General features: G+C 37.6%; 12 protein-coding genes. 10 read left to right on the top strand and 2 right to left on the bottom strand.

Translation table 11 applies throughout. The annotated features are described in order from the left end of the window. Positions 1–8: 8 nt before the first annotated feature. The 5 genes from WG904_RS09735 to WG904_RS09715 are packed head-to-tail and all read left to right on the top strand — an operon-like array spanning position 9 to position 5,775. Positions 9–1,007, top strand: coding sequence for an FAD:protein FMN transferase (locus WG904_RS09735; protein ID WP_339579113.1), 999 nt, complete (start codon positions 9–11; stop codon positions 1,005–1,007). Between the two features lies 1 nt (position 1,008). Further along, positions 1,009–1,995 carry a metallophosphoesterase family protein gene (locus WG904_RS09730; protein WP_339579112.1) on the top strand — a complete coding sequence of 329 codons (987 nt, stop codon included), beginning with the start codon at positions 1,009–1,011 and terminating at the stop codon, positions 1,993–1,995. 22 nt (positions 1,996–2,017) lie between these two features. Then, the gene (locus WG904_RS09725; protein WP_339579111.1) at positions 2,018–2,887 is read left to right on the top strand and encodes an aldose 1-epimerase family protein; all 870 of its coding nucleotides are present in this window, start codon (positions 2,018–2,020) and stop codon (positions 2,885–2,887) included. 57 nt (positions 2,888–2,944) lie between these two features. Then, entirely contained in the window at positions 2,945–5,296 is a 2,352-nt protein-coding gene (locus WG904_RS09720; RefSeq protein ID WP_339579110.1) for a phosphocholine-specific phospholipase C, read from the top strand. Further along, positions 5,293–5,775, top strand: a complete 483-nt coding sequence (locus WG904_RS09715) for a GNAT family N-acetyltransferase (protein ID WP_339579109.1) — start codon at positions 5,293–5,295, stop codon at positions 5,773–5,775. Before WG904_RS09720 ends, WG904_RS09715 begins: the two co-directional genes overlap by 4 nt. Here the strand turns inward: WG904_RS09715 and WG904_RS09710 are convergent. Beyond that, positions 5,764–7,014: a DUF2130 domain-containing protein gene (locus tag WG904_RS09710; RefSeq protein WP_339579108.1), complete on the bottom strand. Its 1,251-nt coding sequence runs from the start codon at positions 7,012–7,014 to the stop codon at positions 5,764–5,766. The genes WG904_RS09715 and WG904_RS09710 overlap by 12 nt on opposite strands. Positions 7,015–7,108: 94 nt before the next feature. On the opposite strand from WG904_RS09710, the gene WG904_RS09705 reads away from it, so the two are divergent. The 5 genes from WG904_RS09705 to WG904_RS09685 all read left to right on the top strand — a co-directional run bounded on the left by WG904_RS09705 (position 7,109) and on the right by WG904_RS09685 (position 13,353). Then, on the top strand, positions 7,109–8,311 hold the full coding sequence (locus WG904_RS09705) for an MFS transporter (RefSeq protein ID WP_339579107.1): 1,203 nt from the start codon (positions 7,109–7,111) through the stop codon (positions 8,309–8,311). A 55-nt stretch (positions 8,312–8,366) separates the two neighbouring features. Beyond that, positions 8,367–8,726: a response regulator transcription factor gene (locus WG904_RS09700; protein WP_339579106.1), complete on the top strand. Its 360-nt coding sequence runs from the start codon at positions 8,367–8,369 to the stop codon at positions 8,724–8,726. Between the two features lie 39 nt (positions 8,727–8,765). Continuing rightward, entirely contained in the window at positions 8,766–9,353 is a 588-nt protein-coding gene (locus WG904_RS09695; protein ID WP_339579105.1) for a pentapeptide repeat-containing protein, read from the top strand. A gap of 5 nt (positions 9,354–9,358) precedes the next feature. Beyond that, positions 9,359–10,933 (top strand): S8 family peptidase, encoded by a 1,575-nt coding sequence (locus tag WG904_RS09690; protein WP_339579104.1) that lies wholly within the window; start codon positions 9,359–9,361, stop codon positions 10,931–10,933. 62 nt (positions 10,934–10,995) lie between these two features. Beyond that, positions 10,996–13,353, top strand: coding sequence for an ATP-binding protein (locus tag WG904_RS09685; RefSeq protein WP_339579103.1), 2,358 nt, complete (start codon positions 10,996–10,998; stop codon positions 13,351–13,353). Here WG904_RS09685 and WG904_RS09680 read toward each other — a convergent pair. Continuing rightward, positions 13,350–13,604 (bottom strand): hypothetical protein, encoded by a 255-nt coding sequence (locus WG904_RS09680; RefSeq protein WP_339579102.1) that lies wholly within the window; start codon positions 13,602–13,604, stop codon positions 13,350–13,352. The genes WG904_RS09685 and WG904_RS09680 overlap by 4 nt on opposite strands. Positions 13,605–13,627: the final 23 nt, after the last annotated feature.

Genomic DNA, 13,627 nt, shown 5'->3' with positions numbered 1-13,627 from the left:
ATTGACAAATGAACAGTATCTTTTTAGCCTTAGTTTTTATAGGTGCTTTATTATCCAATGGTGATGAATTGCAGGAGTTTAAAATTAAGGGCTATGCCCAGGGTACGAGCTATTCGATTACGTATTATGCTAAGGATGAGTTTGTGAAAAAAACCAGTGTCGATAGCATCCTAGCCGTAATCGATCAATCGATGTCATTGTATAAGTCAAATTCGTTGATTACTACATTTAATAAATCTACAGCCGGAACGGTTGTAGATTTTCATTTTATGAAGGTATATAAACGAGCAAATGCCATTTTTAAAGATACTCAAGGTAAATTTGATGTAACGGTGGCACCTTTGGTTCAGGCATGGGGTTTTGGGCCAACAAAGGAGAAGAACTTCCCTAATGATGCAACCCTCAAAGATATATTGAATTGTGTGGGTATGGAAAAGCTTAGCGCACATCATCTAAGGATAGACAAGGAAAATCCATGTGTTCAGGTCGACTTTAACGGCATTGCGCAAGGCTATAGTGTTGATGTACTAGCAAGGTATTTGCAATTGCATAAAATTAATAATTACATGGTAGAAGTAGGCGGCGAGTTACGCATTAATGGAATCAAAAACGATGGAAAATTGTTTAAAATTGGTATTGAAGGGCCAACCAATAAGGAGTTATCAGTACAAAATATTAAACATATTCTTCAATTTAAAAAAGGCGCAATCACCACATCTGGGAATTACCAGAAATATGTGTTGAATGGCAAACAACGTATTTCACATCTAATAGATCCAAAGACCGGCTATCCATTAAAAAATGAAATGATTAGCGTTACTGTTTTTGCGAAGGATGCCATAACAGCAGATGGTTACGATAATGCCTTTATGGCCATGAGCGTAAAGGAAGCTTTAGCATTTGTGGCTAAACGGAAAGATATGGAAGTATATATGATCTATATCAAGCAAAACGGAGAGTTGGCCGATACGCTAAGTACAGGTTTTAAAAAGATGATCGTAAATTAAAATGAAGGTAAAAGACATAATTTTATTGATTTTAAGTGCGTTTATCACCACTTCGTTCAAATCTACTGCTCCCCCGCCATGGCAAACAGAAACAAAAGATAGCCCCCTAAAAATAGTTTTGATTAGCGATTTAAATGCAGGCTACGGCTCCTTAACCTATAGTGAAGATGTACCAGCTGTAATTAAAGAAATTGGAAAAATAAAACCTGATCTTATTTTGTGTGGGGGCGATATGGTAGCGGGACAAAAGTCGTCTTTAACCGAACAAAATTTAAAGGAGATGTGGCGAAGTTTTAAATCGGTAGTTCTTGACCCCATTAAAAAAGCCAAGGTTCCGTTCGGGTTTACATTAGGGAATCACGATGCTTCGCCAAGTTTTTTAAAGGATAGAGCAGTTGCAGGTCAGTTTTGGAAGGATGAGCAAGCTGCTACCCGATTAAAATTTGTAGATTTCGAACATTACCCATTTTATTTTAGTTACCTAAAAAACAATGTTTTTTTTATAAGTTGGGATGCTTCGGGGGCTAAAATAAAACCAGAGCTCTATACGTGGATGAAAGCACAAACTGAACTCCCCGTAGCAAAGAACGCAAGGATGCGAATTTTAGTAGGGCACTTACCTTTGTACGCCATTGTTGCTGCAAAAAATAAGCCCGGTGAAGTGAACTCGAACCCCGATAGTGCATTGGCTTTTTTCAAAACCAATGGTATTGATATGTACATCAGCGGACATCAGCATGCTTATTATCCTGCCAAAAAAAACGGGGTACAATTACTTAATTTGGGCTGTATTGGGGATGGACCTCGACCACTTCTAGGACATAGCGAATTGGCAAAAAAAGCATATACTATTATAGAAATACCGGTTAAAATGCCTTTAAAGTTTAGCCAGCGGTCGTTTATGCCATCGAGTAATGAAGAAATTAGCATTAAAAGCTTGCCTGATTCGGTAATTGGATTTAATGGAATTATTCGTCGAATAGATTAGTGAAATTTCATATTTTTGAATAATGGACATTTACATCGAAAACGAACATTTAAGGGTTTCATTTTCCTCAAAGGGTGCAGAATTGCAACACATTACTGGTATAGATAGTGAAACAGAGTACTTATGGAGTGGAGATGCGAAACATTGGCCAAAGTTTAGTCCGGTGTTATTTCCAATTATTGGTGCGTTAAAAGAAAATTCGTACCAATTCGAAGGCGAAACGTATGTTCTTCCAAGACATGGTTTTGCAAGAGATATGGATTTTGAAGTAGAAAAAATTTCGGATTTAGAAATTCTATTTATACTTAAGTCTACACCAGAAACCCTAAAAGATTATCCTTTCGAGTTTAAATTAGGCCTCCGGTATAAGCTTACCAAAGCCACCGTTTGTTGCACGTATGAAATTTCAAATCCTAGCCCTAAAGAACTCTTGTTTTCAATAGGCGGCCATCCAGCTTTTGCCGCACCATTAAATAGGCAAGGTAAGTACACCGATTATTATTTGCAATTTAATGCAGATGATAAGCTTACTTACCATGAAATAGAAGATAATTTAATATCTGACAAGACCATAACATTAAATTTGGATGATAAAAAATTATTCTTGAAGCACCAGCTCTTCTATAATGATGCTTTGGTAATTAAAAACCTGAAAAGTAACAGTATTTCATTGATGAATACAAAAAACTATAATGGTATTAATTTTAAGTTCGAAAATTTTCCTTACTTCGGCATTTGGGCGGCAAAAGATGCAGAATTTATCTGTTTAGAACCCTGGTGTGGAATAGCCGATTCAATAAATCATAACCAACAGTTAAAAGACAAAGAGGGTATAATTGTACTTGAACCTCATGGCGAATGGCAGCGTAGTTGGGAAGTAACCTGTTTCTGAGCTTTGACAACTATTTAGCAATGTGTATAAAAAGTGGTCAAATCTAAAACCTTATCTATGGAATCAAGAAGAGATTTTATTAAAAAAGCAACGCTATTATCTGGAGCTTTTGCGTTCCCGAATGTAATTCCGATGTCGATTCAAAAGGCGATGGCCATTAGCGCCGACCCTGGAAGTACGTTTTACGATGCTGAGCATATTGTTTTCTTGATGCAGGAAAATCGATCTTTCGATCACATGTTCGGCACCATGCGTGGCGTTAGAGGCTTTAATGATCCTAGAGCTAAAACATTGCCTAACCAGAATAAAGTATGGTTGCAAGACGATGAAAAAGGAAGTACCTATGCTCCATTTCATGTCGATATTAATAAGACAAAAATTACTTGGCAGGGTGGTTTGCCCCATTCGTGGTCTGATCAAGTTGCTGCGCGAAATAAAGGAAAATATGATAAATGGGTGCCGGTTAAGTCGTTAATGACTTTAGGTTATTATAAGCGAGAAGATATTCCATTTTATTATGCAATGGCTGATGCATTTACCGTTTGTGACCATAATTTTTGTTCTTCGCTAACGGGAACTACGCCAAACCGCTTATTTTTTTGGACAGGTACCATTCGGCCAGAGCAAAATGCAAATTCAGTACCAGTAGTAAATAATTCGCAAGCCGAATCGCATGATAATGTTTTCGTAGACTGGCAAACTTTCCCAGAGATTTTAGAAGACAACGGGGTGTCGTGGAAAGTGTATCAAAATGAAATTTGGACGGCCAATTTACCAGAAGGTGAAGTAGACGATTGGTTAGGGAATTATGGAGATAATCCTTTAGAATATGTAAAGCGCCACCGGGTTAAGCTTTCGGCCTATTTCCGTAAAAATGGCGATCAAACCAGTCGCCCCGCCCTAAGCGCGGAAGAAGTTTTAATAAAATATAATCAACTTTCGCAACGCGAGAAAAATTTAATAGATAAAGCATTTTCTAGCAATATTCATAATCCCGATTATTTAAAGCTTGCGCCTCATACGTTTACGAACGACCAGGGCAAACAAGAAACCTTATCCATCCCGAAAGAAGATATTTTCGAAACTTTTCGCAACGATGTGGATGGTGGAAAATTGCCTACTGTTTCTTGGTTAGTGGCCCCTCAACGCTTTTCAGACCATACCAGCTCTCCTTTATATGGAACTTGGTACGTTTCTGAAGCAATAGATATTTTAACCAAAAATCCAGAAGTTTGGAAGAAAACGATTTTTATTCTCACTTATGATGAAAATGATGGCTATTTTGATCATTTACCCCCATTTGTAGCGCCTAAGCCAGACGACCCATCGACTGGGAAAGTTAGCAATGGCTTAACGGCGTGGGCTGATTATGAATATAAAAAAGATAGTCCGATAGGATTGGGCTACCGTGTACCTATGTTAATTGCTTCGCCTTGGAGCAAAGGTGGGTATGTAAATTCTCAGGTGTTCGATCATACCTCGTCGCTAATGTTTTTAGAGAAGTTTTTAAGCAAGAAAACTGGAAAAGAAATTAAAAGTGATGTAATTAGTCCGTGGAGAAGGGCCATTTGTGGAGATTTAACTTCTGCTTTTCGACCTGCTATGGGCGAGAGCCTAAATGTTCCGGACAGACTTAAAAAGGAGAAAGTGATCGCAAACATTCAGAATGCGAAGTCTAAGCCAGCACAAGTGGTTCCAAAACCGCTCTCTAAGGAAGAAATTACCAAAATAAATGCGTATTTACCTTTTGATTTAAAATCTTCCGAATTTGCGCCTGTGCAAGAGCGTGGAACGCGGTTAGCTTGCGCTTTGCCTTATCAATTAACGGTTGATAGCATGTTAACTCCTGATAAAAATGCAGTACGGTTGAATTTTTCAGCGCAAAAATTGGGTTCTGCTTTTAACGTGTATACAAAAACTAATTATAAAAATGAAGCAGGGAAGACCTGGGCATTCGCCGTTGGGGCTGCTGATGAACTTGAAGCAGAATGGGCTATTTCTGACTTTAAAAATGAGGTTTATTCTTTGTGTGTGAATGGTCCAAATGGTTTTTTCAGGTCGTTTAGCGGTTCTAAAAGTGATTTAGAAGTACGTATCAGTTGTGTTTACGAACAAAGTGGATTACTAAGAAAATTGACAGGAAATCTGCAATTGATCATAGAAAACCATGAAGATAAAGCGCAGGAAGTGTTAATTAAAGAAGATCCTTATCAAGCGAATAACAAAGTGGTTAAAGTGCAGGCTAAAAGCCGCAAAATAGTTACGTTAAACTTACAGAAAAGTAGGGGGTGGTACGATTTTAAAGTTTCGATTAGCGGATTGAATGATTTTGAGCAACAGTATGCCGGACATGTAGAAACTGGTGAAGATTCTATAAGTGATCCATTAATGGGAGGGGTAGTTGGATGAGTATACGCCCTATAAAGCCATCCGATAATGCCGCCTTAGGCATACTCATCAAAGCCGTATTAACCGAGTTTAAAGCAAACAAGCCAGGTACGGCTTATTTCGATGAGAGTACTGATCATTTAGCCACGGTGTTCGAAAATCCTAATTCTGCGTATTGGGTAGTTGAAGAAGGAGGTAGGGTGATTGGTGGTGGTGGAATTTTTCCGACCGAAGGCCTGCCAAGTGGAACCTGCGAATTGGTGAAGCTTTATTTGTATCCGGAAGCGCGTGGCAAAGGGTTGGGTAAAGCACTAATCGATAAATGTTTCGAAAAGGCTTTAGATTTAGGCTACGAAAACATCTACTTAGAATCTATGCCCGAACTCAGTAAGGCCGTTAGCATGTACGAAAAAATGGGTTTTGCTCGTCAATGCAGCGCTTTAGGCAATTCAGGCCATTTTGGGTGCGATATCTGGATGGTGAAAAACTTACTCCAATAACAAATCCCCATCCTCTTCGCCTAAACTCAGCTGAATATTATCGTTCCCAGAAATGCCTTCAATAGAACCACGAATATGGGCCGCATTTAGTAATACTTTTTCTAATTGTTTCTCTCTGCTTTTCCATAAACGCTCCATAGCATCACGCTCGCGCTGGATAGAAAGTTTCATGCTCATAAAACCTTCGCGAATGGCCTTCCACTGTTCAGAAAATTCATTTCCATTAAGATAATCGTATAGCATGTGCATTTTGTCGCCTTTATTTTCTTGCGATTTAGCAGCACCAAATAATTTCACAATGCCATCTCTTAAGATATAAGAAACAGCTTTAACCTCGTCGAAAGAGCAAATCCAAACCCCATCTCGCTCACCAAAACAATCCATTCCTTTAGGATAACATTGTGTTACAATTACAGCCACATCTACACCAATACCGCGCATGTCTTTTTTTAATTTCTCGATCCACTCCATCGAAAAATCTTTGGTGCGTTTGCTCTCGTAGATAATCTTGCCACATTCCTGCCCAAACTGATTGCGAACAATGTGCACACAATCGGCGCCTCGAACACCTTTTCCAACTTCCTCAATTAAATCGAACGGGAACGTATTGCGTAACAGTTCTTCCAAAATTAATTCCTGAACTTCGCCTTGCAGCTGCATCGAACCTTGCTCGGCTTTACGTTTCATTTCTTCGGCAAGTTTTTTCTGATCGTCTAATTGTTTATCTTTTTCTGCCAATTTCATTTTAAAGTCTAATTCAGCTTGCTGTAGTCGCTGATTTTCGATGCTCCTAATGTCGACAGTCATTTTTTCTCGTTCTTCGTTTAGCTTTTTTTGCATCACTAATTCGAGTTCAGCTTCTCGTGTTTTAATTTCTTGTTCCTTCTTTAAAAACTCGATTTCTTTGCTTCTAGCCAGCCTTAATTTCTCTTCGTTTTCTTTGTTGGCATCATCTAGCATTTTTAATTTGTTCTCGAAATCGGCACTAATTGTTTTACGTAGATTCTCCGCTACAGAGGCCTGAAGTGCAGCTTTTTCTTGGGCCAATTTCTGTTCAAACGCTAATTCTTGTTGTTTTTTTTGCTGTTCGAATTCGGCGGCCTTTTTTTGAAATTCTTCCTCTTTTTGTTTGGTAAAAGAAACCATCTTTTCTCTTAAATCCTGTTTATATTCTTCGGCCATCACTTCTTCTATTGGAAAGGTATGGTTGCAATTAGGGCATTTTATTTCTGTAGACATACGATGTTAGGGGTTTGCTTTTGTTTTTTGGAGAACTCAAAAATACAGAAATTATGGATAGGAATCCTTATTTTTGCTTTGCAAGTCGAACCAAATGTTCCAACAAATTTTTAGTACCTATAAGACTTCGTTTTCTGGGCTAAGCAGGGAAACCTGGCTCTTAAGTATTGTTATTTTTATTAATCGATGTGGGTACATGGCTGTTCCTTTTATGGGGCTTTATGTTACCGAATCGCTCCATCGCTCTAATCGCGATGCGGGTATTATTATGTTGTGTTTTGGGATAGGCTCCATCTTGGGAGCTGCAGTTGGTGGCAAGTTAACCGATGTGTTTGGATTTAGACCGGTTCAAATTTTTTCATCTATTATTGGAGGTGCTTTTTTTTTAGGATTTTCATTGCTAAATGATTTTATGGTTTTGTGTGGACTTTCCTTATTAATTAGTTTCTTTTATGATGCTTTCCGTCCAGCCAATTTTACCGCTATTGCAGCCTATGCATCACCAGGAATGGAAACCCGTTCGTATTCGCTAAACCGTTTAGCTACTAATGTAGGCTGGGCATTTGGGATAAGCATGGGAGGCATTATTGCTGCGTATAATTATAAACTTTTATTTCTCGTAGATGGGGTGGTAAGTATTGGAGTAGGAATCGCAATCTATATGCTTTTACCCGCTATTAAAGGATTTCGAAAAACAATTAAGGAGAAAGCAGAAGGCCTAGTGGTACGCAAGCCTTGGCAAGATTTTTCATATATAAAATTTTTGCTACTTACCGTGCTATTTGCCACCTGTTTCTTTTTGATGTTTAGGGTTGCACCGGTTTTCTTTAAACAGGTTTGGCATTTAAATGAAGCCTTAATCGGTTTAATTTTAGGTGTAAATGGGGTAATTATAGCTTTATTTGAAATGGTAATGATCAGTAAGATAGAAAATAAAAAATCGTTTACATTTTACATCGTTGCAGGGGTTCTTGTGGTGGGATTTTCTTTTGCCTGTTTAATGATTCCTAAATTTATGCCAGTGGTAGTAGCATTAATTAGCATTATCTGCTTCAGCTTTGGCGAGATGCTTTCTATTCCTTTTATGAATACCATAGTAATTAAACGAAGCAATGAATTTAATCGTGGGCAATACGCTGCGGGCAATACTGTGGCATGGTCTGCCGCACAAATAATTGGTCCTATTAGCGGGTTTTATTTAGCAAGGAAATTTGGATATCATCCGCTTTGGATTGGGATAACAGTATTACTTATCTTATGTGCCTATGGCTTTAGCCGAAACTTGCGAAATTTTTAAATTTAAATTTTCGTATGTTTAAAACAATTCTCCAATTTAATTGTTTCATATAAATATGAAGAAACGTATACACATTTTAGAGGATGATAAAGATATAGGCTATATCATCGAATTTTTATTGAAAGACGAAGGTTACGATTTGCAGCTCTCTTCAACATTTAAAGAAATGAAAAAGAAGTTAAAGGATTCTATTCCCGATCTTTTTATTTTGGATGTAATGTTGCCCGATGGAAATGGAATTGAGATTTGTCACGATTTAAAAAATGATATGTTCACTAAGCATATCCCTGTGATTGTGATGTCGGCCAACGTTAGAAGTAAGCAAATGAGCGAAATGGCTACCCCAGATGATTACATTAGTAAACCATTTGATCTAGATGATATCGAGAATAGAATAAAAAGGCTTTTGGCATAATACCCTGTTTTTAATTATTTTCGTCTCTTAATTAAAACCATGCAGGCCGAAGAAAGCATATACTACGTTAACCAAATATTTGAAAAATCTATATTCCCCCTAAAGGGGACAAAGGACACTCAATTTGAAGGCTGCAACTTTAAGAATTACGATTTTACAGGAATTAATTTTTCAAGTTGCAACTTTGCCAATACTACTTTCGAAGATTGTAATTTTAGCATGATCAAATTTGGATATGTAGGTTTAGATAACGTGCATTTCGTTGGTTGCAAAATGGTAGGGTCAGATTTCTCTACAGTTAAAGATTTTTTATTCCATGTTAATTTTTCTAACTGCATCTTGGATTACGCGGCTTTTATGAAAAAGAAAAATCGAAAATGCCGCTTCGAGAATTGCTCGTTAAAAGGAACTGATTTTTCGGAAGCTGATTTAACAGAATCTATTTTTGACCGTTGCGACCTTAGCAACGCTGTATTTATGAACAGCATGCTAAATAGCGCAAATTTTGCTACCTCTTTTAACTTTACCATCGATCCAGAACGAAATTTACTTCGGAAAGCTAAATTTTCTACTCATGGTTTAGTTGGATTGTTAACAACTTATGGTATTATTGTGACCGAAAACTAATTTGTATGAACATTACTAAGAAGATAGGCGCATTTCTCTTATTGTGCGCACTCCCATTTTTTTCAGTCGCCCAAAAGCCCAATTGGCAGAATTTAGATCTTAAAACAGACACCACTTTTGGTATCAGCACCGAAAAGGCGTACAAGGAATTACTGAAAGGGAAAAAGTCGTCTCCGGTAATCGTAGCGGTTTTAGATGGTGGAGTAGATTTAAATCATGAAGATCTAAAACGGATTATTTGGACAAATAAAAAGGAAATTGTAGGAAATGACATCGACGATGATAAGAATGGTTATACAGACGATATTCACGGTTGGAATTTTTTAGGTGGAAAAACAGGTTCAATAGAACACGAAACCTTAGAACTAACCCGTTTGGTAAGAAGAGACCAAGCTCGTTTTGCCGGTTTAACAGCTGGAACTGTGCCGACAAAGGATACGGCCGATTTTTATGCTTTTATTCGGAACAGAACAAAACTTGAAGAAGGTTTAAGTGAGGCGAGAAGTAATTTGGCAAGTATTACTGGATTTAAAATGGCTTTAGACCCTGTTGTGAAAAAGTTAGGAAAGGAGAATCCAAGCATTAAGGATTGGGAGGACTTTAAACCGCAAGGAGAAAGAGAAGTTGCAATAAGAGCTACTCTGCTCGAGGTTCTAAAGGAAACAGATTTTAAAACGTTTTACGAAGACCAGATTATTGAAGGCTTAAAATACTTTGGTGATCAAGTTAATTATAACTATAACGTAGATTACGATCCACGGGCTATCGTTGGCGACGATCCCAATAATAGCAAAGAGCGTTTCTATGGAAATAATGACATAAAAGGACCAGATGCTTTGCATGGTTCGCATGTGGCGGGTATTATTGGAGCCGACCGCAGCAATACCTTAGGAATTATGGGCGTTGCCGATAATGTACTGATTATGGGTGTTCGAAATACACCAAACGGTGATGAGCGCGATAAAGATGTAGCCAATGCCATTCGTTATGCGGCAGATAATGGCGCAAAGGTAATAAATATGAGCTTTGGTAAGTCGTATTCTTGGGATAAATCGGTAGTAGACGATGCGGTTAAGTATGCGGTAAGTAAAGATGTATTGCTAGTTCAGGCGGCTGGGAACGAAAATAAAAATATCGATATCGAGCCTAATTTCCCGAACAGAAAATATTTAAATGGAGAAGTAGCGAGCTCATTTTTGACTGTAGGGGCCTCAGGCTTTGTAGATGATGAAACGCTGAAAGGAAGTTTCTCTAATTTTGGGAAAACCGCCGTTGATGTTTTCGCCCCAGGCGTAAAGATAAAATCGACCACCACTGAAAACACGTATAAGGAAGAAGACGGTACGAGTATGGCTTCACCTGTTGTAGCAGGATTGGCCGCCTTAATCCGTTCATACTACCCTAAGTTAACAGCGGTACAGGTAAAAGATATTATTTTAAAATCTGTAGTAAAGGTTAATCACAATATAACGTATTTAAAAGGAAAAGAGCCTGTTAGCGTGCCATTTTCCGAAATTTGTGTCACAGGTGGGGTTGTAAATGCTTATAATGCATTAAAACTAGCAGCTATTTATAAATAAATATAATTTACTAGAAAATACCTAATTTTAACATTCCATTAAAATAGGTGTTTTTTTGCCCCATGAAATTTAGAATTGTTAGCTACACTTTTTTATTAATTTTCATTTGTGTAGGTAGTGTTTTTTCTAAAGATACTGTGCCATTGGCTAAAAATGGGGTTTTAGATCTTCGTAATCAAACCATAGATCAATCTATTTCGCTCAACGGTGAATGGAGGTTTTATTGGCAAAAATTAATTATTCCTAAAGATACAACCACGGGAATACTGGTTTCTTTTCCTGTAAAATGGAATGATTTATCCATAAATGGAAAAAAATTACCTGCATTTGGCTATGCTACGTATGAGCTCAAACTTCTTCTACCCAAAGAAAAAGGTAGTTTACGTATTGCAATGCCAGATGTGTATTGTGCTTATAGCTTGTTTTTAAACGGGAAATTAGTGGCACAAAATGGCCAAGTTGCAACTAACCCAAAAGATTTTAAACCGCATTGGCAATATCAAGCTTTTGATATTCCTACCGGAATCGATACGGCTCAGCTCGTTTTGCAAATCGCAAATTTTGTACATAGTAAAGGGGGTATTAAAGATCCTATCATTGTTGGAAAATCGAGCACCATCTTATTAGAGCGCAGAAGGGTAGAAGCAATAGATTTGTTGTTAACAGGCTGCTTGTTTATGGGCGGACTTTTCTTCTTAGGTTTATACCTTTTGGGAAGCAGAGATAAGGCAATTTTATTATTTTCTTTGTATTCGATTGTTTATTGCTATCGAATAATGGGAACCAGCAATTATGTACTCCATACCATTTTGCCAAATGCGAGCTGGGAAATTATGGTTCATTTAGAGTATCTTAGCTTGTTTTCTGCCATTGGCCTGTTCGGACAATATACACGCTACTTGTATCCCGAGGATGTAAACAAATTAATTATTGATATCGTTTCTTTAATTTGTTTGCTATTTAGTGTAGCTACTTTATTAATTCCCCCTTATTATTTTAGCCAATTAATCGACCCTTTTTTGGTAGTTACTGTTTTTTGCATTGTGTATACGCTTTACATTTATGGCCTTGCCTATAAAAGAAAAAGGCCTGGTTCGATGTATGCTTTAATAAGCTCGGCAACATTAATGTTTGCTTTTGGATTGGCACTTTTAAACTATTGGGGGATTATTCCTGTGCTACAATTATTTAGTTTCTGGGGTTATGTGGCTTTCTTCTTTTTGCAATCCCTTATTTTATCACATCGCGTATCGTTCGAATTGAAAAGAGCAAAATCACAGGCAGAACAAGGATTGGTGGCCAAGAGCGAGTTTTTGAGCACCATGAGCCACGAGATTAGAACTCCGCTTAATTCAGTTATCGGTATGAGCCATTTGTTATTGAAAAATAATCCTCGTAAAGATCAGGCCGAACACTTAGCTATCATGTTGTTTTCAGCCAATAATTTATTGGGTATTGTTAACGATATCTTAGATTATAATAAAATTGAAGCCGGCAAGATAGAACTCGATTATACTGAAATTGATGTGGTGGCCATAGCTAGAAATATTGTTGCGGGCTTGCAGAATTTTGCCCAGGAAAAAGGAATTGAGTTAAAATTGAATATAGATCCCGCTTTGAAAAATAAAGTTATTGGCGATCCTACACGCATATTTCAAGTATTAACTAATTTAGTGCATAATGCAATTAAATTTACGAATGTGGGCAGTGTGGAGGTGAACCTGATTGTTATTAGTGAGACCGATAGCGAATTGTCTGTGAAATTTGAAATTAAGGATACCGGAATTGGTATTTCACAAGAAAAACAATCGATTATTTTTGATCGCTTTACACAAGCCGATTCATCAACCTCGAGAAGTTTTGGAGGAACAGGACTAGGTTTGGCCATATCGAAACGGATTTTAGATTTGCAGGGCTCTACGTTAAACGTTACAAGCGAAGAAAATAAAGGTTCGAACTTTCACTTTATTCAACACTTTAAAAAAACAACCAACAATTTAGATCCAGTTACGGTACAAAGCAGTTTAACCAAAGAAGAAGAGAAACCCTTTACGGGGGTTTCGATTTTATTGGTCGAAGATAACACTATTAATGTGATGGTTGCACGCAGTTTTCTGGAAAATTGGGGTGCAGAGGTAGATGTTGCAGAGAACGGCATGGAAGCCATTAATAAGTTTGATGTAAAACGACATCGATTAATTTTAATGGATTTACACATGCCCATAATGGATGGTTACGAGGCCTCTCAGAAATTAAGAGAGATGAATGTAAGTATTCCCATCATTGCTTTAACGGCAAACCTTAGAAAAGATATTGAAGTTAAAATTAATGAGGCCCATATTAATGATGTAATTGTAAAGCCTTTTTTGCCCGATGAACTATACCAAAAGGTAAAACGGTATACGCTCGAATTTCCTTAACTTAAGGCTAAGGCTTGATGAATCTCTGTAAATAATAATCCACTTCCACCACCATAATGGCTAACTACGGGGAGATTAGGCTTTAATCGAATTAATTTCTCTTTTAGCAACAGTTCCTCCGCTAGTCCGGCACAAAGCAAAACCAGTTTAAAATCTTTTCTAGCCATGTAGGCCAAAGCTTCATCATCAGAAAGGGCAATGGTTGCTTTCCAAATGCCCTCTTTGTTAATTAACCTTTCTATGGTTTCCATTATGGGTTGGTTTGTCCCAACGA

The sequence above is a fragment of the Pedobacter anseongensis genome (assembly GCF_037482965.1).
Classification (GTDB): domain Bacteria; phylum Bacteroidota; class Bacteroidia; order Sphingobacteriales; family Sphingobacteriaceae; genus Pedobacter; species Pedobacter anseongensis.
Note: the sequence above shows the minus strand (reverse complement) of the source record. Positions and strands in the feature narration are given on the sequence as shown.

Excerpts from the sequence above, each read along its gene's own strand:
- WG904_RS09725 (WP_339579111.1), top strand. The coding sequence starts at position 2,018 with ATGGACATTTACATCGAAAACGAACATTTAAGGGTTTCATTTTCCTCA.
- WG904_RS09720 (WP_339579110.1), top strand. The coding sequence starts at position 2,945 with ATGGAATCAAGAAGAGATTTTATTAAAAAAGCAACGCTATTATCTGGA.
- WG904_RS09690 (WP_339579104.1), top strand. The coding sequence starts at position 9,359 with ATGAACATTACTAAGAAGATAGGCGCATTTCTCTTATTGTGCGCACTC.
- WG904_RS09700 (WP_339579106.1), top strand. The coding sequence starts at position 8,367 with ATGAAGAAACGTATACACATTTTAGAGGATGATAAAGATATAGGCTAT.
- WG904_RS09735 (WP_339579113.1), top strand. The coding sequence starts at position 9 with ATGAACAGTATCTTTTTAGCCTTAGTTTTTATAGGTGCTTTATTATCC.
- WG904_RS09710 (WP_339579108.1), bottom strand. The coding sequence starts at position 7,014 with ATGTCTACAGAAATAAAATGCCCTAATTGCAACCATACCTTTCCAATA.
- WG904_RS09685 (WP_339579103.1), top strand. The coding sequence starts at position 10,996 with ATGAAATTTAGAATTGTTAGCTACACTTTTTTATTAATTTTCATTTGT.
- WG904_RS09680 (WP_339579102.1), bottom strand. The coding sequence starts at position 13,604 with ATGGAAACCATAGAAAGGTTAATTAACAAAGAGGGCATTTGGAAAGCA.
- WG904_RS09730 (WP_339579112.1), top strand. The coding sequence starts at position 1,009 with ATGAAGGTAAAAGACATAATTTTATTGATTTTAAGTGCGTTTATCACC.
- WG904_RS09715 (WP_339579109.1), top strand. The coding sequence starts at position 5,293 with ATGAGTATACGCCCTATAAAGCCATCCGATAATGCCGCCTTAGGCATA.
- WG904_RS09695 (WP_339579105.1), top strand. The coding sequence starts at position 8,766 with ATGCAGGCCGAAGAAAGCATATACTACGTTAACCAAATATTTGAAAAA.
- WG904_RS09705 (WP_339579107.1), top strand. The coding sequence starts at position 7,109 with ATGTTCCAACAAATTTTTAGTACCTATAAGACTTCGTTTTCTGGGCTA.